The sequence below is a fragment of the Enterococcus olivae genome (genome assembly GCF_053760925.1).
The window spans coordinates 163,223-182,190 of record NZ_JBSMVT010000001.1 but is presented as its reverse complement, the minus strand read 5'-3'; the positions used below and the strand labels follow the sequence as shown (position 1 = coordinate 182,190).

General features: G+C 39.2%; 18 protein-coding genes and 1 riboswitch. Of the genes, 14 read left to right on the top strand and 4 right to left on the bottom strand.

The window, feature by feature from the left end; translation table 11 throughout:
- The first annotated feature begins 12 nt into the window (after positions 1–12).
- The 6 genes from rnpM to ribF all read left to right on the top strand — a co-directional run bounded on the left by rnpM (position 13) and on the right by ribF (position 5,740).
- Complete coding sequence (gene rnpM / locus ACWODM_RS01050) at positions 13–309, top strand: RNase P modulator RnpM (RefSeq protein ID WP_455319503.1); 297 nt, start codon at positions 13–15, stop codon at positions 307–309.
- On the top strand, positions 302–604 hold the full coding sequence (locus ACWODM_RS01045) for a YlxQ-related RNA-binding protein (RefSeq protein ID WP_455319502.1): 303 nt from the start codon (positions 302–304) through the stop codon (positions 602–604). Before rnpM ends, ACWODM_RS01045 begins: the two co-directional genes overlap by 8 nt.
- Before the next feature lie 12 nt (positions 605–616).
- Positions 617–3,187 carry a translation initiation factor IF-2 gene (gene infB / locus ACWODM_RS01040; RefSeq protein WP_455319501.1) on the top strand — a complete coding sequence of 857 codons (2,571 nt, stop codon included), beginning with the start codon at positions 617–619 and terminating at the stop codon, positions 3,185–3,187.
- A 39-nt stretch (positions 3,188–3,226) separates the two neighbouring features.
- The gene (gene rbfA, locus ACWODM_RS01035; RefSeq protein WP_455319500.1) at positions 3,227–3,574 is read left to right on the top strand and encodes a 30S ribosome-binding factor RbfA; all 348 of its coding nucleotides are present in this window, start codon (positions 3,227–3,229) and stop codon (positions 3,572–3,574) included.
- Between the two features lie 293 nt (positions 3,575–3,867).
- Complete coding sequence (gene truB / locus ACWODM_RS01030; RefSeq protein ID WP_455319499.1) at positions 3,868–4,797, top strand: tRNA pseudouridine(55) synthase TruB; 930 nt, start codon at positions 3,868–3,870, stop codon at positions 4,795–4,797.
- A 7-nt stretch (positions 4,798–4,804) separates the two neighbouring features.
- On the top strand, positions 4,805–5,740 hold the full coding sequence (gene ribF / locus ACWODM_RS01025) for a riboflavin biosynthesis protein RibF (protein ID WP_455319498.1): 936 nt from the start codon (positions 4,805–4,807) through the stop codon (positions 5,738–5,740).
- Between the two features lie 65 nt (positions 5,741–5,805).
- Here ribF and ACWODM_RS01020 read toward each other — a convergent pair whose 3' ends face one another.
- From ACWODM_RS01020 to hemW, 4 genes are all read right to left on the bottom strand, one after another.
- Positions 5,806–6,618 carry a DUF2785 domain-containing protein gene (locus ACWODM_RS01020; protein WP_455319497.1) on the bottom strand — a complete coding sequence of 271 codons (813 nt, stop codon included), beginning with the start codon at positions 6,616–6,618 and terminating at the stop codon, positions 5,806–5,808.
- 13 nt (positions 6,619–6,631) lie between these two features.
- The gene (locus tag ACWODM_RS01015) at positions 6,632–7,693 is read right to left on the bottom strand and encodes a CAP-associated domain-containing protein (RefSeq protein WP_455319496.1); all 1,062 of its coding nucleotides are present in this window, start codon (positions 7,691–7,693) and stop codon (positions 6,632–6,634) included.
- 156 nt (positions 7,694–7,849) lie between these two features.
- Entirely contained in the window at positions 7,850–8,626 is a 777-nt protein-coding gene (locus tag ACWODM_RS01010; protein WP_455319495.1) for an HAD family hydrolase, read from the bottom strand.
- Positions 8,627–8,700: 74 nt separating this feature from the next.
- Positions 8,701–9,858 (bottom strand): radical SAM family heme chaperone HemW, encoded by a 1,158-nt coding sequence (hemW, locus tag ACWODM_RS01005; protein WP_455319494.1) that lies wholly within the window; start codon positions 9,856–9,858, stop codon positions 8,701–8,703.
- A 647-nt stretch (positions 9,859–10,505) separates the two neighbouring features.
- Between hemW and ACWODM_RS01000 the strand changes: the two genes are divergently transcribed.
- The 8 genes from ACWODM_RS01000 to ACWODM_RS00965 all read left to right on the top strand — a co-directional run bounded on the left by ACWODM_RS01000 (position 10,506) and on the right by ACWODM_RS00965 (position 18,927).
- A complete protein-coding gene (locus ACWODM_RS01000; protein ID WP_455319493.1) occupies positions 10,506–10,997 on the top strand; it encodes an AAA family ATPase in 492 nt (163 codons plus the stop codon).
- 290 nt (positions 10,998–11,287) lie between these two features.
- A riboswitch (Fluoride riboswitch) is annotated at positions 11,288–11,349 on the top strand.
- Positions 11,350–11,467: 118 nt separating this feature from the next.
- A complete protein-coding gene (locus tag ACWODM_RS00995; protein WP_455319492.1) occupies positions 11,468–12,667 on the top strand; it encodes a cation:proton antiporter in 1,200 nt (399 codons plus the stop codon).
- A 150-nt stretch (positions 12,668–12,817) separates the two neighbouring features.
- Positions 12,818–13,858 (top strand): heat-inducible transcriptional repressor HrcA, encoded by a 1,041-nt coding sequence (hrcA, locus tag ACWODM_RS00990; protein WP_455319491.1) that lies wholly within the window; start codon positions 12,818–12,820, stop codon positions 13,856–13,858.
- A gap of 42 nt (positions 13,859–13,900) precedes the next feature.
- Positions 13,901–14,428 carry a nucleotide exchange factor GrpE gene (gene grpE, locus ACWODM_RS00985; protein ID WP_455319490.1) on the top strand — a complete coding sequence of 176 codons (528 nt, stop codon included), beginning with the start codon at positions 13,901–13,903 and terminating at the stop codon, positions 14,426–14,428.
- Between the two features lie 49 nt (positions 14,429–14,477).
- A complete protein-coding gene (dnaK, locus tag ACWODM_RS00980; protein ID WP_455319489.1) occupies positions 14,478–16,301 on the top strand; it encodes a molecular chaperone DnaK in 1,824 nt (607 codons plus the stop codon).
- Between the two features lie 188 nt (positions 16,302–16,489).
- A complete protein-coding gene (gene dnaJ / locus ACWODM_RS00975) occupies positions 16,490–17,653 on the top strand; it encodes a molecular chaperone DnaJ (RefSeq protein ID WP_455319488.1) in 1,164 nt (387 codons plus the stop codon).
- Between the two features lie 120 nt (positions 17,654–17,773).
- Positions 17,774–18,112, top strand: coding sequence for a PadR family transcriptional regulator (locus tag ACWODM_RS00970; protein WP_455319487.1), 339 nt, complete (start codon positions 17,774–17,776; stop codon positions 18,110–18,112).
- A complete protein-coding gene (locus ACWODM_RS00965) occupies positions 18,109–18,927 on the top strand; it encodes a hypothetical protein (protein ID WP_455319486.1) in 819 nt (272 codons plus the stop codon). Before ACWODM_RS00970 ends, ACWODM_RS00965 begins: the two co-directional genes overlap by 4 nt.
- Positions 18,928–18,968 lie beyond the last annotated feature (41 nt).

Here is an 18,968-nt window from a genome sequence, read left to right as displayed (position 1 = left end):
GAGGAAGTCAGAATGAAAAAGAGAAAGATTCCTTTAAGAAAATCCGTTGCTTCTGGAGAACTGTTTCCAAAAAAAGAGCTGTTGAGAATTGCCCGTTCTAAAGAAGGGGAGGTTTCCATTGATCCAACTGGCAAAAAGCCAGGACGTGGAGCCTACATTGCAATCGATCCGGCAGAGGCGCAGTTGGCATGGGATAAACGCATTTTAGACCGTGTGCTAGAAGTGAAATTGACAGATGAATTTTATCAAGAATTGTTAGACTATGTGACCCATCAAAAAGCTCGTCGAGAGTTGTTTGGCAATGAATAAGCAAAAAGCATTAAATATGTTAGGACTGGCAATGCGTGCTGGTAAACTGGTGACCGGTGAAGAAATGACAGTTAGAGAAGTTAAAAAGCAAAAAGCAAAACTTGTTCTAGTTGCTCACGATGCCGGAAAAAATACACAGAAGAAAGTAAAGGACAAAAGTTCTTTTTATCAAGTTCCTTGTCTTGACGTCTTCCACTCAGAAGAACTGAGCCAAGCCATTGGGAAACAACGAATGGTGGTTGGTATTCTGGATAGTGGATTCGCCAAGAGGATCGAGGAATTAATATTAGGTTAGGAAGGTGATTGCATGGGGAAAAAAAGAGTATACGAACTTGCAAAAGAAATAAACAAATCAAGTAAAGAGATTGTTGAAAAAGCACAAACACTAGGATTTGATGTGAAAAATCACATGGGAGTGATCTCAGACGGTGAGGAAAAAAAATTACGTCAAACGTTAGGCGGAGCTGCACCACAATCGAAAAAACCAGCATCCCAAAAACCAGTTAACCAAGGAAATGCCAAAGGCGAGAAGAAATATCAAACACAAAGAAACAACCCTAACTTCCAAAATCGTCAACAGCAAAGTGGCCATCAACAAGGACAAAAACGTTCGAACCAACAAGACAATCGTCGTGGCAACCAAGAACAACGTGGACAAAATAATCAAAATCGTCCGAATCAAGGACAGAACCAAAACCGTCCAAACCAAGGACAAAATCAAAACCGTCCAGCACAAGGACAAAGTCAAAATCGCCCAAACCAAGGGCAAAATCAAAACCGTCCAAATCAAGGACAGCAAAATCAAAATCGTCCACAACGTCAAAATAATCAACAAAATCAACAGCGTCCAAATCAAGGTACACAGGGACAACAACAAAATCGCCCAGCACAAGGACAAAACCGTCCAAACCAAAATGCGAACCAAAACAACAATCAACAGCGTTCAAATCAAGGTGGACAAGGTAACCAAAATCGCAACCGAAACAACTTTAACAATCGTAATAATTTCGGTGGCAATCAAAACCGTAACAGATACAATAAAAAAGGGAAAAAAGGTAGACAGCAACAACAATCTAACAAGCCTGCTGTACCGGCACGTAAATTCCGTGAATTACCTGAAATTCTTGAATACACAGACGGGATGAATGTAGCGGAGATTTCTAAAAAAATCTATCGTGAGCCTGCTGAAATCATCAAGAAACTCTTTATGATGGGTGTAATGGTCAATCAAAACCAACCATTAGATAAAGATACCATTGAATTGTTGGCAACGGATTATGGAATTGAAGCACAAGAGAAAGTTCAAGTAGATATTGCTGATATCGATAAATTCTTTGAACCAGAAGAATTAAAAGAAGCAAATCTTGTTTCTCGTCCACCAGTCGTAACGATCATGGGACACGTTGACCACGGGAAAACAACGTTACTAGATACACTTCGTAATTCCCGTGTAAGTGTAACAAGCGGAGAAGCGGGTGGAATCACTCAGCATATCGGAGCTTACCAAATCGATATCGATGGAAAACCAATCACTTTCTTGGATACACCAGGACACGCGGCCTTTACAAGTATGCGTGCTCGTGGAGCAAGTATCACAGACATCACGATCTTAGTTGTTGCAGCAGATGATGGTGTGATGCCGCAAACAATTGAGGCGATCAACCACGCGAAGGCAGCAAAAGTTCCAATTATCGTTGCCGTTAATAAAGTGGACAAACCAGCTGCTAATCCACAGCACGTGATGCAGGAGCTAAGTGAATATGAATTGATTCCTGAATCTTGGGGTGGAGATACGATTTTTGTTGAGATCTCAGCTAAATTTGGTCAAAATATCGAGGAATTACTTGAAATGATCCTTTTGGTCGCTGAAGTAGAAGATTTGAAAGCTGATCCAACGCAGAACTCGATCGGAACAGTGATCGAAGCTCGTTTAGATAAAGGAAAAGGACCAGTTGCTACATTATTAGTCCAACAGGGAACACTGCATGTCGGTGATCCAATCGTTGTTGGGAATACTTACGGACGTGTCCGTGTCATGACCAATGACTTGGGACGCCGTGACAAAGAAGCAGGCCCAGCAACACCAGTTGAAATCACTGGATTGAATGATGTCCCTCAAGCCGGCGACCGTTTTGTTGTCTTTGAAGATGAGAAAACAGCGCGTGCAGCAGGGGAAGAACGTGCCAAACGTGCCTTGATGGAGCAACGTTCATCAAATTCTCGTGTTACTTTGGACAACTTGTTTGAAAGTCTGAAGGAAGGCGAATTGAAAGACGTTAATGTAATCATCAAAGCCGACGTTCAGGGTTCTGCGGAAGCCTTGGCAGCATCCTTGCAGAAAATTGATGTAGAAGGAGTTCGTGTCAATATCGTCCATTCAGCAGTCGGAGCAGTCAACGAGAGTGATGTTACACTTGCAGCAGCAAGTAATGCGATCATCATTGGTTTCAATGTACGTCCAACACCTCAAGCTAAACAACAGGCTGAATCTGAATCAGTTGATATCCGTCTACACCGTATCATCTACAAAGCGATCGAAGAGATCGAAACAGCGATGAAAGGGATGCTTGATCCGGAATTTGAAGAAAAAATCACTGGACAAATGGTTGTTCGTGAAACATACAAAGTTTCTAAAGTTGGAACGATCGCTGGTTGCTATGTAACAGAAGGCTTGATTCGTCGAGACAGTGGCGTGCGTGTCATTCGTGACAACATTGTGATCTATGAAGGCGAACTAGCAAGCTTGAAACGCTTCAAAGATGATGCAAAAGAAGTGAAATTAGGCTTTGAATGTGGTGCGATGGTTGATAAATTCAACGATATCAAAGTAGATGACGTCATCGAAGGATTCGTTATGGAAGAAGTCAAAGTAAACTAAGCGTTCAATTAAAATGAATATATTCTAGGAGGTCTTTCAATGGCCAATTATCGTGATCGTAGAGTAGCTCAGGAGATCTTAAAAGAAGTCAATCAAATCCTTCGCAAAAAAATTCGTGATCCTCGCGTCCAAGATGTGACGATCACGGATGTGCATGTGACTGGAGATTTACAACAGGCAACGATTTACTACAGCCTGTTATCTGACTTGGCATCTGAAAAAGAAAAAGCCCAACGTGGATTGGAGAAAGCGACAGGCTTGATTCGTCGCGAATTGGGACGAGAGCTGACACTCTACAAAACACCAGAAATTACCTTTGAATTAGACGAATCTGTCGAATATGGAAACAAAATCGATGAAATGATTCGTAATTTAAATAAAGAGTAGACGAAGAAGGACAAAACGATCAAGTTTTGTCCTTTTTTTGGTTTTGTGTATTCAAGATAGTATCTGATTGAAGATTTCTGTTTCCCTGACGAAACAGAAGATTCCGTTATCTATAAAATAAAATTCAGTATTCATTAGTGATAGTCGATCAAAGCCTAAACCTATCGGTAAGCGATGGTAAGAAAACTGTTCAATAATCTTGGGATAGTGTCTGATCATACAATTCTATATATTTCGTTTTTCATGTATTTATGGTAAGATGATTGAGTTGAAAAAATAGATGAGGTGTGACAATGGACGGTATTTTACCTTTATGGAAAGAACGTGGCATGACCAGTCACGACTGTGTCTTCAAATTAAGAAAAATCTTACATACAAAAAAAGTGGGGCATGGCGGTACTCTTGATCCAGATGTCGATGGCGTTCTGCCTATTTGTGTCGGTAAGGGAACAAAGGTCATCGAGTTTTTGACAGATTCTGGAAAAATCTATGAAGGTGAGATCACTTTGGGCTTTAGTACAACTACCGAAGATGCTTCTGGTGAAATCGTTGAGTCTAAGCAACTTACTCAGCCTTTCTCACAAGAAGAAATCGATCAGGCGATGCAGCAGTTAACTGGAGAGATCACACAGATTCCCCCAATGTATTCAGCAGTCAAAGTCAATGGTAAACGTTTGTATGAGTATGCTCGAAAAGGTGAGACAGTAGAACGACCACAACGTAAAGCTCAGATCGATTCTTTTGAACGATTATCTGAACCAACTTGGAATCCAACAGAGGGAACGCAATCTTGGCATTTTCGGGTCGTCTGCGGAAAAGGGACCTATGTCCGTACCCTTTCTGTTGATACTGGAAAACTGTTGGGTGTCCCCGCGCATATGTCTGATTTGACCAGAACGGCTAGTGGCGGTTTTTCTAAAGAACAAGCAGTGACTTTAGCAGAAGTAGCAGAAGCAATGGCTGATGAAAAACTGACAGAGGTTTTACTACCGATAGAACATGGGGTGAAAGATTTTCTGCGTGTCGACATTTCTGAAGAAATTTGGAAGAAAGTAAAAAATGGGATGCGTTTACCTTATGAGGCTTTCGGTTTTGAGCAAATGCCTACAGAACACTTTGCTGTTTTTTATCAGGAAAAAGTTGTCTGTATCTATCAGCCTCATGAGAAACAAGAAGGAATCGTCAAACCTTTGAAAGTATTACAGACAGAGTTAGGAGAATAACTAGATTATGGAAATAATTGAAATTCATCATCCCTACGAGGTCAGCATGATTCCTTTAGAGGAAATCGTACTGGTTTTAGGTTTTTTTGATGGCGTGCACAAAGGACATCAGCGAGTGATTCAAGTAGGAAAAGAAATAGCAGAAGAAAAGAATTTAAAATTGGCAGTGATGACCTTCAATCAGCATCCATCGATTGTTTTTCAAAAGGTTCAGCCTGAAATGATGAAATACTTGACGAGCTTGGAACAGAAGAAACGTTTGATGGAAGAACTAGCTGTCGATTATTTATATGTAGTAGAATTTACTTCTGCTTTTGCTAGTCTTAAACCACAGGAATTCGTTGATCAGTATATGGTAGGGTTGCATGCAAAATATGTTGTGGCAGGTTTTGATTATACCTACGGACCCAAAGCAATCGCCAATATGAATTGCTTGTCTGACTATAGTCAGGATCGCTTTGAGATCGTAACAGTACCTAAAGAGAGCATGGACGGGCATAAAATCAGCTCCACACGTATTCGAGAAAATTTGGATGCGGGTCAGATGGAAGCTGTCACAGAATTGCTAGGTTATGTATACGAGATCGATGGTACGGTCGTACACGGAGATGCACGCGGTCGGACATTGGGATTTCCAACAGCCAATATCAAGCCTAAAGTAACTACGCGTTTGCCTAAAGAGGGTGTCTACGTTACTGAGATCCAGATCGGAGATAAGTGGTATCCTTCAATGGGATCAATCGGACACAATGACACTTTTGAAAAAGGGCGTCAACTGACAGTTGAAGTCTATATTCTAAATTTTGATCAGGATATTTATGGAGAACGTGTTCGGGTCAGATGGAATCATTTTTTGAGAGGTCAAGTAGCTTTTAATGGAGCCGAAGCACTCATTCAGCAGTTGAAACAGGATGAAGAAGATACCCGTAAGTATTTTGAATAGTCAACTAATCGAAGCGAAGAAACAAAAAGTAGCTCTAATTTCAACTAGAGCTACTTTTTGTTGTCTTAAAAATAATTTTTTAAGCGCTCCATAAGCGCAGTTTTTACTGCGTTTGACATTTGGTCAGAAGATTCCAGTTGGAAATAGATAGCTGCCAGAAAATTTTTAAAACAACGAAAACGATCATAGTCAAGCACGTTTCCCGTATCTGCGTCAGTCGGAAAATCGACTTGATCCAGCCAGTGAGCCAATTCCTCAGAAGAGATTTTCTCTTGTTGAAGTGCAATGTATACGGGAGTTGCAAGTCGCCGTTCTTCGCCAGCAGCAAAAGCATGAGGGAGTGTTTTTAAAATTTGCAGCAACAGATCAAAAGCAGACGAGATATTTTCTTTGGGGAATAAAGGATGTGCGACTGTCTGAGCAAGAAAATCTGCTCCATGAGCAAAAGCGTGTACCCAGCCATATTCTGGACTGTGATCGGTGAAATCCTGTTCCTGCTTTAAAAACGTCAGGGAACAGTCAAAGAAATACTGGCGCTGTTCGGTGGACAGAAGTTGATAGTAGCGAGAATCAGAAGTGGCGTCCGCATAGACAAGAAGAGTATTCAACAATGCTGAAAAGCTACGTACTAGTGTGGCAGGCAATCGTTTATTTGACTGATGTCCTACAAGATGTTTATCCATACTTACTACTGCCATCAGCTGGTACTGCTCTTCTGTAAAAAGATCACTTGAAATTCCTCTAGCAATCGTACTGTAGATCAGACTATCTCTAATGCTGGGATCTGGATGTCCGATATGCTCAAGAAGCCAATAGACTTCCTCGTTTGAAAAACAGGGGGTTACGTCCTGTTGCTTCTCCAATAATTGTTTTTTCATGTAAACTCCTTTTCTATTCCAGATAAAATAATTCAGTGAAAAATGGCTGATCCTCTTGATTGAAACGAACACCAATCCCTAGTTTTGAGAAATCTCCATTTAAAATATTTTTTCGATGCCCACTTGAATTTAATAAACCTTGATGAGCAAAAATACTGCTAGGTTGTCCGTAGGCCAAATTTTCAGCTGCCAATACATATGTGATTCCGTCTTCTGCCATACGATCAAATGGAGACTGACCGTTGAGGTTGGTGTGATCGAAAAAGTTGTTGGTGGCCATATCTTCGCTGTGTTTTTGCGCAGTGTGCTGTGCTTGTTCCGACCAGTCCAAGATAGAGAGTCCGTGTTTTACGCGTGTGGCATTGGTCAAGTCAAACAACTGCCATTCAAAACCTGAGATCAACTCGGCAGAGGAAGAGGTATAAAGCTGATTTTTATTTATTTCTAGCTGTTCTTCGATGATCTGGACTGCGGTTACTTTTTCTTCATCGTACAGATCATAGAAGAAGGTCACAAAATTATTGTCCAGATGGAAAACATCGTATTCACCTTCGCTAGAAATTAAATAGTTGAACAAACCTTTACGGATGGCTGTCTCTGGTTCGCCCAGTTCAGCTCTGACTTCAGCTTTTGTACTGCCTAATTTGAGTTGTGTTTGAGAAGCGAGTAAGTCCTGATTGGTATAGAGACCTCGAACGACATTGTTTTCGTCGTAAGCTGCAAGAAAGAATTCCTGATAGTTTTGATGATAGGTAGACCAAGAAACATTGTATTCGTTGAGAGTTTCTCTGACAGCAGAACCGTAAGTGTCCTCTACTTTTCCACGACTTTCACCGATCTCGATATTTGCGATGGAAAACAGTTGCGATTCTGGGATTTCCAACGCGGTCTTTATTTCCGTAGAGTCGGTGTCTGAACCTTCATCTAAAGCCGTAAGTAAGGCTTCTGTGGCACTTTTCTTTACAAATGTCCAGCCAGAGATGAAGGGCTGTTTCCATAGAGGGAAAGTAAAAACAAGCAGACCTATCAGCAACAGTCTTACCAGCCATTTTTTAAATGTTTTGATATGGATCAACCCCTTTCATCTGCACTTCTTTGATTTAACTATACCTTATATATAAAGAAAAAAGATAGTAACTTGTCAGTTTGTTTAGAAATAAATTGAAAAAGGGCGGTTAGGAAAAAAAGAAAGGACTCACGAGGATAGTTACCTTGTGAGTCCGGTTGTTATTCAGCTGATTTTTTCAATAATTGGTAGGATTTCTTTGAGTGAAGCGACCTCAAAAGTAGGCTGAACGTCAGTGATTGTCTGTTGATGATGGTTGATCCAAATGTTTTGGATGCCTGTCCGATTCGCTCCTAGAATATCTGTCATTAAATTATCGCCGATCATCACGACTTCTTCAGCAGCAACTTGGGCCTTGTTCAATGCATAATCGAAAATTTTCGGATCGGGTTTGCCGACACCGACATCTCCTGAAATGATGATATGGTCAAAATATGCTGCGATTTCTGGAGTGATCGTTAGTTTTGTTTGCTGTAATGAAGGGGAACCGTTTGTCAATAGTAATAGCTGATAGTTATCTTTCAACTTATCCAAAACAGGATAAGTATCTGAATAAACGATCGGATACTTTTTCCGTTCGATGACGAAGGTCTGAGCTAATTTTTCACCTAATTCAGGATCGTTGATACCACACGCTAATAAGCCCTTAGTCCATGAAGCAATCTGGTAATTTTGGATCAATTGATGCATTGTTTGAAAATCTTCTCCTGGATCATCAAATGTTCCCCAAAGACCTTCAAAAGGATTGATTCCAATCATTTGAGTAAAGGGATAGGTGGAGTAGCTTTGATAAAGCTGGGTCGCTTCTTCACGGACAGCTGCTTCAAGCAGAGCTCCATCTACGTCAGAAACTTTTTTACAGGTTTCTTCAAAGGCTGTTTTAATACTTTTTTTGTCCCATAACAGGGTATCGTCCAAGTCAAAAAAGATAGTCGTGATCATTGAATTGCTCCTTTTTACGGTATTTTTTTCAGTATAGCAAAGTTCAGTGGTCGATCCTAGCTTTGTAGAGAGATTTATTTTGAAAGTAGAAATTTTTCAAAAACATCATTGCCAATGAACAAACCTTTTTGCGTCAATTGAATCCGGTCACCATTGATCTGCAGCCAGTCCTGTTCGATCAAGTAAGGAAGAACATCTTTGTAAACATCCATAAAGTTTCGATCAAATTTTTTCAAAAAATGTTGTTGAGAAATGCCTTCCAGTTTTCGTAGACCAAGAAACATTTCTTCTTCGATTTGGTTTTCGACTGTCAGTTTTTCTGTCTCGATGACGGGTAGCTGATTGTTACGCAGTGGCTTCAAGTAATGTTGGATCGGACCAAAATTTTTATAGCGAATATTGTTTAAGTACCCACTCGCTCCGGCACCAAATCCATAATAATTCTCATTGTTCCAGTAGACCAAATTATGCTGTGACTCTTTACCAGGGAGAGCAAAGTTACTGACTTCATATTGGATGTGTCCAGATTTTGTCATTGCTTCGATCGCCTCTTCGAACATTTGTGATTCGATTTCCTGAGAAGGAAGCTCTATGCGACCTTGACGAACCCAGTTCATAAACATGGTTTTGTTCTCTAAGATCAAAGAATACATCGAGTAATGGGGGAGACCTAGGTCGATCGCCCGATGGAGAGTGTCACGAAAGTCTTCCAGTGTTTGACCAGGCAATGCATAGATTAGATCGATGCTGACATTGTCAAATTGATTTTTTTCTAATAAATGAACGGTTTCGTAGACATCTTCAGCAGAGTGTTTGCGTCCAATTTTTTTTAGCAGACGATTATTGAAAGTCTGCACCCCCATAGATAGACGATTAACTCCATGATATTTCATCACATGTAGTTTCTCTTCGGTTAAATCACCAGGATTTGCTTCTACGGTAAATTCCTTTGTGGTATCCGTAGGCATCAATCGATGGATTCCCTCTAACAAAACATCTAGTTGTGAGGCGGAAAGTGAGGTTGGTGTACCCCCACCAATATAAATTGTTTCTGAAGTATCGGCTGGATGATTCGCCAGCGTAAGTTCAATTTCCTTCAATAAGCATTGGATATACTCATCGACTGGCTGTCCTTCCAAAAAGACTTTATTGAAATCACAATAATAGCAAATATGCTCACAAAAAGGGATGTGGATATAAGCAGAAACATTGGTTGAATTTTTTGTTTGCATCTAGTAACCTCCGAATCACAGTGTAACACAAAGGATAGGCAGAAATAAATGAAATAAGCTAGTGTGAAGAAGGTTTTGTTTGATAAAGTAAATTTTATAGAAATTGAAGAAATTCCTTTAGTAACGGGAATTGTTTCTATAATATAAAAATGAAAGATTGACACTTTTTTTTTGCTTTTCACCTCTTGATTTGTCTCAAGTTTGTCATTAAAATTGCACCACCAAAGAACGGCAGTACGATTTTTCATGATTATATTTAAGTCAACGACGGGATTTGAACCTGTGACGCCTACCTTATCATAAAAAGTATTGGAGTATTAATTATTAGTTTATAGAAAGGTCAAATAGTAATGATAAATGAAGAAGTTTGGCACAATATTTATAAAATTAAAGGAATGACAAACAATATCTAGTAATAATAAGAAAAAAATGTTGCTACAAGATATACTATGAATTATTTAAGATGACAATATTCTCTCTAAAATTTGAGATGAAAATTATCTTTCACTTGTTAAAAACATGCGATTAACTGTTAAACTAATGAAAAAAATAGTAAATTTAAATTTTTGAAAAAATCTATCTTTAGAAGCCAAATATTTACTGAAAAGATACGGTTATGGAACATTAGAAAAATAAGGAGGGATATTTTGGCAAAATTAATTATTATCCGTGGAAACTCTGGAAGCGGAAAATCGACTATAGCGAGTAAACTTCAACAGCACTTTGGATTAAAAACAATGTTACTCGCTCAAGATGTCATTCGACGTGAAATTGTACGAGTTAAGGATGGTCAAAATAATTTAGCTATTGATTTAATTAAAAAAATGGCTGAATATGGTTCGCAACACTGTGAAGTCGTTATTATTGAAGGAATTTTGTACACGGAATGGTACGGAAAAATGCTTTCAGAATTATTTATAAACTTCGAGTCCGTACATGCCTTTTATTATGATGTTTCATTTGAAGAAACTTTAAAGAGACATCAAACAAAATCTAACCACAAAGATTTTAGCATAGAAGACATGAAACGATGGTGGAAAACAAATGATATTTTAGACATTAAGAATGAAAAAATTATCCACGAAGAGATGACTATTGAGGAAAGCTTCTCATTTATATTAGAATCTTTTGATCAATAGAAATAATGTACACTAGAAAATTTATTTTTACTTTCAATTTTTAATCCAACAATATTGAAATATAAATATACATCGGCTATTAAGTTATATCCATGCAAGTCGATTGCTTCTTGAAGGAGCAACAATGGAGTATATTGCTGAACAACTAGGTGACGAAATGCATATTATAGAGAAAAGCTACGTTCACGTAATGGAACAGTTAAGAAGATAGAATAAAAGTATTATAGATCTTATGCGTGGTTAATTTGTCAGAGGATTTGTTATTGAGTTCATCAGCTGAAAATGCTAAGATAGCTAAAAGGGAGGGTGCTCCCTATAACTGCCTGAAAGGGCTGATGGCGCCTGCTGTATACAATAGTTTATTTAGTGAGCTTTTCTACTGAAATAGACTGCTGTATGCTGCAGGCTTTTTTTGTACTTTCTTTTACAGAGAACATCAATTAGATGAACGGAAGGATCGTGGTTTTTATATGTTAACAAGTATTGCCCTTATTATTTTTACAGGAGTTATTATTGACTGGATAAGCAAAAAAATAAATGTTCCCAGCTTGATTGGATTTATTTTTGCAGGAATTATTATGGGACCATCGGCCTTCAATATATTGCAGCCAGCCCTTCTTGAGATCTCTGGAGATATCAGACAGATCATTTTGATCATTATTCTGACTAGAGCCGGCTTGTCACTGAATCTTCGAGAGTTGAAAAAAGTCGGGCGACCAGCTGCGTTGCTCAGCTTTGTACCAGCTACTTTCGAGATACTGGGTACTGTCATTTTTGCGTCTGTTTTCCTAGATTTGTCACTATTGGAATCAGCCCTTTTGGGAACTGTTCTTTGTGCTGTTTCGCCAGCAGTTGTGGTGCCGAGAATGGTCACCTTGATTCGTGAAAAATTTGGAACAAAAAAAGGGATTCCTCAATTACTGCTTGCAGGTGCTTCCATCGATGATATTTATGGACTGGTTCTTTTTGCCTCTTTTCTCTCATTGGCTCAAAATGGAAGCTTTCAAGCAAGTGCTTTTTTTGAGCTGCCGCTTTCTTTGATAAGCGCAGTGATTATTGGTTGCTGCAGTGGTTACCTGCTCTCAAAAATTTTTGGGAAAATTAAACTGGTGCCTGTGATGCAGGTCCTTTTGATGCTTAGTGTGTCTCTGGGCTTTATTCAAGTAGAAAATGGCTTTCCTCAATTGCCATTTTCAGGAATTTTTGCTGTGATGACTATGGCAATCATGATTTACCGTCTACTGCCTTCTGACAGCGAAAAAATTGCTCGTATCTACAATCAGCTTTGGATTCCAGGTGAGATGTTCTTATTTATCTTAGTTGGTGCTTCAGTCAATATTACTTTTGGCTTTTCTGCTGGCTGGCGTGCTGTTTTTGTCGTACTTCTTGTTTTGATCGTTCGTATGGCTGGGGTTTGGGTAAGCTTGCTCGGCACGAATCTCAACAAAAAAGAAAAGCTCTTTTGCTTGATCGCCTATTCCCCGAAAGCGACGGTACAAGCGGCGATCGGAGCTGTCCCAATGGCTCTGGGCTTGCCGTCTGGCGAATTAATCTTGACTGTATCGGTAGTTTCGATCTTATTGACAGCTCCTATGGGTGCATTTGGAATGGACTTTACCTACAAGCGGTTGTTAACAAAAGATACGACAAGTGAAACGATGCAAGGTTAACATTTTTTATCCATTAGAATTTCGATTAGCACTCTTCGATGGAGAGTGCTAATTTTTGAGGGTTTCCTCTTGACATCTAAGGAGAATGTGGTATATTTATAATCGTATTAGCACTTAGAACGCAGGAGTGCTAATAAAGAGGTGATAAATTTGTTGACAGAAAGACAAGAACAGATCTTGCGTCTGATCATCCAAAACTACACAAATTTAGGCCAGCCAGTTGGCTCGAAAAAATTGATGGAGGATGGTATCGAAGCAAGTTCAGCAACGATTCGTAACGAGATGAAGACGCTTGAAGATCATGGCTTCCTCTCAAAGACACATTCTTCTTCAGGACGAGTGCCATCAATTACTGGTTACCGCTATTATGTGGATCACCTGTTGACTCCTTCTCAAGTAGATAGAGAGGAGATTTCTCTGATTCGCCAGTCTTTTGGCAAAGAATTTCATGAAATCAATGAAATCATCCAGCAGTCGGCGAATATATTATCTACATTGACGAGTTATACTGCCTTATCACTTGGACCAGATGTGAAAGAACGAAAACTGACTGGTTTCAGGATCGTTCCTTTGAATAATCGCCAGGTGATTGCAATCATCGTCACAGACAAAGGAAATGTAGAAAATCAGATTTTTGCTATTCCGAAATATTTGAATAGTGAAGATCTTGAAAAAATGGTTCGGATCATCAATGACAAATTGATTGGTCAACCTTTAATGACTGTCTATCATCGATTGCGTACAGAGATCCCGATGATTCTTCACAAATACTTTCAGACAACTGATGGTGTGTTGGATCTTTTCGACAGTATGTTGAATCATATTTTTGAAGATAAGATCTTTGTAGGAGGACGAATGAACTTACTGGATTTTGAACAGAATCAAAATGTAGAACAGTTCAAATCAATGTACTCTTTTATGAAGAATACCGAAAACCTCAATCAATTGTTGACTCCTCGTGATGGGGCGATTCAAATTCGGATCGGTTCAGAGTTGGGGGACGACCTATTGAGTAACATGAGTATGATTCAGGCTAGTTATGATATTGATGGACATGGCAAGGGAACCATTGCATTGTTGGGACCGACAAGTATGCCGTATTCAAAAATGTTTGGTCTGGTCGATGTGTTTAGGCAAGAATTAGCTTTGACCTTGGCTGATTACTACCGATCTTTGGATTCGTTTAGTTAGTCAAGAAATAGTAAGATTTTAAACAGAAGGGAAGTTAGTCCATTGTCAGAAAAAGAAAATGTTTCAGAAGAAATCGAAGAGATGTCAGATGAAACAGTGGAAGAACAAACAGTGGAAGTTTCTGAAGTTGATGAACTGAAGGAACAGCTGAATGAAATGGAAGACAAGTTCTTGCGTGCTTCAGCAGAAATTGCTAATATTACGAACCGTAACCGCAATGAAAGAGAAACACTTCAAAAATATCGTTCACAGGATCTAGCGAAAAAATTATTGACTTCGATAGATAATCTGGAACGTGCCTTGCAAGCTGAAGCTACGGAAGAAGAAAGCATTAACTTGAAAAAAGGTGTAGAAATGGTTCTTGAAAGTTTACGTCATGCACTGAAAGAAGAAGGAATCGAAGAGATTTCAACGACAGATGCAGCGTTTGATCCTAATCTACATCAGGCTGTTCAAACAGTCCCTGCCTCAGAGGAACATCCGGCAGATACAATCGTCGATGTTCTACAAAAAGGCTACAAATTGCATGACCGCGTCTTACGAGCAAGCATGGTCGTAGTCGCACAATAATTACTGTTGATTCAATTTAAATGAATATAAACAAAGGAGATTTTTAATTATGAGCAAAATCATTGGTATTGACTTAGGTACAACAAACTCAGCCGTTTCTGTATTAGAAGGCGGCGAAGCAAAAATCATTACAAATCCAGAAGGAAACCGTACAACACCATCTGTTGTTTCTTTCAAAAATGGTGAGATTCAAGTTGGTGAAGTGGCTAAGCGTCAAGCGGTGACAAATCCAAATACGGTTTCTTCTATCAAACGTCATATTGGCGTAGATGGTTACAAAGTGGATGTAGATGGAAAATCTTATACTCCACAAGAAATTTCAGCAATGATCCTGCAATACATCAAAGGATTTGCAGAAGATTATTTAGGTGAACCAGTAGAAAAAGCGGTGATCACAGTTCCTGCTTATTTCAATGACTCTCAACGTCAAGCAACCAAAGATGCTGGTAAAATCGCTGGTTTAGAAGTAGAACGTATCGTGAACGAACCAACTGCTGCAGCTTTAGCTTATGGTTTAGATAAAACAGACAAAGATGAAAAAGTTTTAGTATTTGACCTTGGTGGTGGTACTTTTGACGTATCGATCCTTGAATTAGGTGACGGTGTATTTGACGTATTGTCAACAGCTGGAGACAACAACCTAGGTGGAGATGACTTTGATAACAAAATCATCGATCATATGGTTGCTGAATTCAAGAAAGAAAACGGTATTGATCTAAGCAAAGATAAAATGGCTGTACAACGTTTGAAAGACGCTGCAGAAAAAGCGAAAAAAGATTTGTCTGGTGTAACTAGCACACAAATCAGCTTACCATTTATCACTGCTGGAGAAGCTGGACCATTGCACTTGGAAATGACTTTGACTCGTGCGAAATTTGATGAATTGACTGCTGACTTAGTGGAACGTACAAAAGTACCATTGCGCCAAGCTTTAAAAGATGCAGGAGTTTCTCAATCTGAAATCGATGAAGTGATTCTTGTCGGTGGTTCAACACGTATTCCTGCAGTTGTAGATGCTGTTCGTAAAGAAACTGGCAAAGAACCAAACAAATCAGTGAATCCGGATGAAGTAGTAGCGATGGGTGCTGCAATCCAAGGTGGCGTAATCACTGGGGATGTAAAAGATGTTGTATTACTTGATGTAACACCACTTTCATTAGGTATTGAAACAATGGGTAGTGTCTTTACGAAATTGATTGATCGTAATACAACGATCCCAACAAGTAAATCTCAAGTGTTCTCAACAGCCGCTGACAACCAGCCAGCAGTAGATATCCATGTCTTGCAAGGTGAACGACCAATGGCTACAGACAATAAAACGCTTGGAAGATTCCAATTAACGGATATTCCACCAGCACCACGTGGAATCCCTCAAATCGAAGTAACCTTCGATATCGATAAAAACGGTATTGTTAATGTATCTGCCAAAGATTTAGGCACTCAAAAAGAACAAACCATTACAATCAAATCTTCTTCAGGTCTATCAGATGATGAAATCGAACGTATGGTGAAAGATGCCGAAGCAAATGCTGAAGCAGATAAAGTTCGTAAAGAAGAAGTTGATTTGCGTAACGATGTGGATGCCTTGTTGTTCACTGTAGATAAAACATTGAAAGAACTAGAAGGCAAAGTGGACGCAGATGAAGTGAAAAAAGCTGAAGATGCTCGCGATGAATTAAAAGCTGCAGTTGAAGCAAATAACATCGAAGAAATGAAAACAAAACGGGATGCTTTGAATGAAATCGTACAAAACTTAACAGTTAAATTGTATGAACAAGCCGCTCAACAACAAGCCGAACAAGATCCAAACGCTGCTCAAGGTGGCGCGGACGATGTAGTTGATGCAGATTTTGAAGAAGTAGATAACGACTAATCTCGTTATTTGTGAAAAAGCCAAAGTCATCCACTTTGGCTTTTTCTACTGTTTAAAGGGAAGTAGTCGGATTGAAATGAAGAAATTTGCTTCCTTTTTACAAGTAATCATTCAAAAAGATGTTTCTTCGTTCAGTTTTATGATAAAATACGAAAGACTGTAAAAGTAAGATAAATGGAGGGAAGCCAATGGCAACAAAACGTGATTATTACGAAGTCTTAGGTTTGCAAAAAGGGGCTTCGGACGACGAGATAAAAAAAGCGTATCGGAAGCTTTCCAAAAAATACCATCCAGACATTAATAAAGAAGAAGATGCAGAAGTAAAATTCAAAGAAGTATCGGAAGCTTATGAAGTTTTAAGTGATCCACAAAAACGTGCTGCCTATGATCAATATGGTCATGCAGGTACAGATCCAAACTATGGAGGCGCTGGTGGATTTGGCGGTTTCGGTGGTGGTGGATTCTCAAGTGCTGGTGGATTTGGCGGTTTTGAAGACATTTTTGAATCCTTCTTTGGTGGTGGCGGTCGTACGGTAAATCCGAATGCGCCACGTCAAGGAGACGATTTACAATATTCTGTCAATCTAACATTTGAGGAAGCAATTTTCGGCGCAGAAAAAAATGTGCAGTACAAGCGGGACGAAACCTGTCACACTTGTGGCGGAAATGGTGCCAAAGCAGGAACACAACCAGAAACTTGTCATAAATGTCATGGTTCTGGAACGATCAATGTGGAACGACAAACACCACTTGGTCGTGTCATGAGTCGTCAAACTTGTGATGTGTGTCGTGGAACAGGAAAAGAAATCAAAGATGTCTGTGAGACTTGTCATGGTACGGGACGTGAGAAGAAAAGCCATAACGTCAAAGTTAATGTACCTGCCGGTGTTGAAAATGGTCAACAAATGCGTTTAGCTGGTCAAGGTGAAGCAGGTGTGAATGGCGGTCCTTACGGTGATCTATATGTGGTTTTCTATGTAGAAGAGAGCGATATTTTTGATCGAGACGGGGCAGAAATCTATTATGAGCTACCGTTGAATTTTGTCCAAGCAGCTTTAGGTGATGAAGTCAATATCCCGACTGTTCATGGAGATGTCAAATTGAAAATTCCTGCGGGTACTCAAACAGCGACTAAGTTCCGACTTCGTGGCAAAGGAGCACCTCGTCTGCGAGGCAATGGCAATGGTGATCAACAAGTAACCGTGAAAATTATGACTCCTAGAAACTTGAACGAAAGTCAAAAAGACGCTTTACGTCAATTTGCTGAAGTTAGTGGGCAACAAACAACAGAACAACAGCCGGAAGGTTTCTTTGATAAAATGAAAGATGCTTTTGGTGGCAAGAAAAAATAAGGAGAAAGCAGTTTTCCAGTCTTTGGAATGCTGCTTTCTTTTTTATTTCAGCTAGTTTGTATTGCAATATAGTTAGGAAGATGCTATACTAGTTTGTAATACAAGGTAGGTGGAGTAGTCATGAATTCAAAAATATCTTCTCAAATGTTAAAAGGGATTCTGTCTGGTTGTATTTTAGTTTTGCTTTCAAAAAAGTCTTTATATGGTTATACATTAGGGGTGGAACTAGCAAATGTTGGATTTAAAAATGTCCCTAAAGGAACGATCTATCCATTGCTTTTGAATTTGGAAAAAAAGGGATTGATTCAAGGGAAGTCAGTACCGTCTCCAGAAGGTCCCAAAAGAAAATATTATCAGTTGACTGAACAAGGAATGGTAGAAAAAGAGACCTTTGTCGAAGAATGGTCCTTATTGAAAAACAGTGTCGAATATTTGTTGCAAAAGGAGAATGACAAATGAAAACAAAGAGAATGATTGATCAAAACCGTGAATTACAGGAGCAATTGAATACTGACAACAAAGAATATTATGAAAAATTGCTCGTATACGTGCGAACACATTCATTAATGAAAGAGGCAAATAAAGTAGAAGAAGTCTTGCTAGAGATTTTGCAGGATATTTTAGTTGCTCAAAATAAAAATATTTCGGCAGAAGAGTATTTTGGTCATGAACCAAAAGAAACTGCTGATGAATTATTGAAACAAATCTCGTATAGTCTCAAAGATGTTTTGATGCTAGCCTTGTATGCATTTGGTGTCTATGCAAGTATTTCTGTGTTGTCTCAACTGATTCTTCCTGGAGAGGGACTGGATCTTGGAAAATTGGGAATTATGGGTCTATATGCAGTTGTTTTTGCCTTTGTCGTTGTTTGGCTTTTAGGAAAGAGCATGTATTCAGTTTCAGGAAAAATAGGGAAATGGCTGTTTCCTTGTTTATTTGGCTTGGGGATTGTTCTAGGGATCGGGATGAGCTTAGTGGTGAATACTTCCCTCAGAATTTATCTGGACGGCTTTGTTGGCATTGTAAGTATTTTAATTATGTTGGCGATACTAGCTTTTTTCTTCCTTCGAGAAGAAGAAAAACAAGCATGGTTGCCATTTCTTCCTGTAGTAAGCACGTCTGTTATAGTAGGTATCCTAACGAGAATCCCTGGTGTTCAGCTTTGGATGAACAGTTCGAATGGTAGAGTATTCACTGTGATTTTTTTGTTGGCAGCGATTCTAGTACAATATGGTTACATCTATATTCTTAATAAAAAAATGAAAAGAAATTGACAACTGTTTAATACTGTTATACACTGTTTATCAAGGGGGAG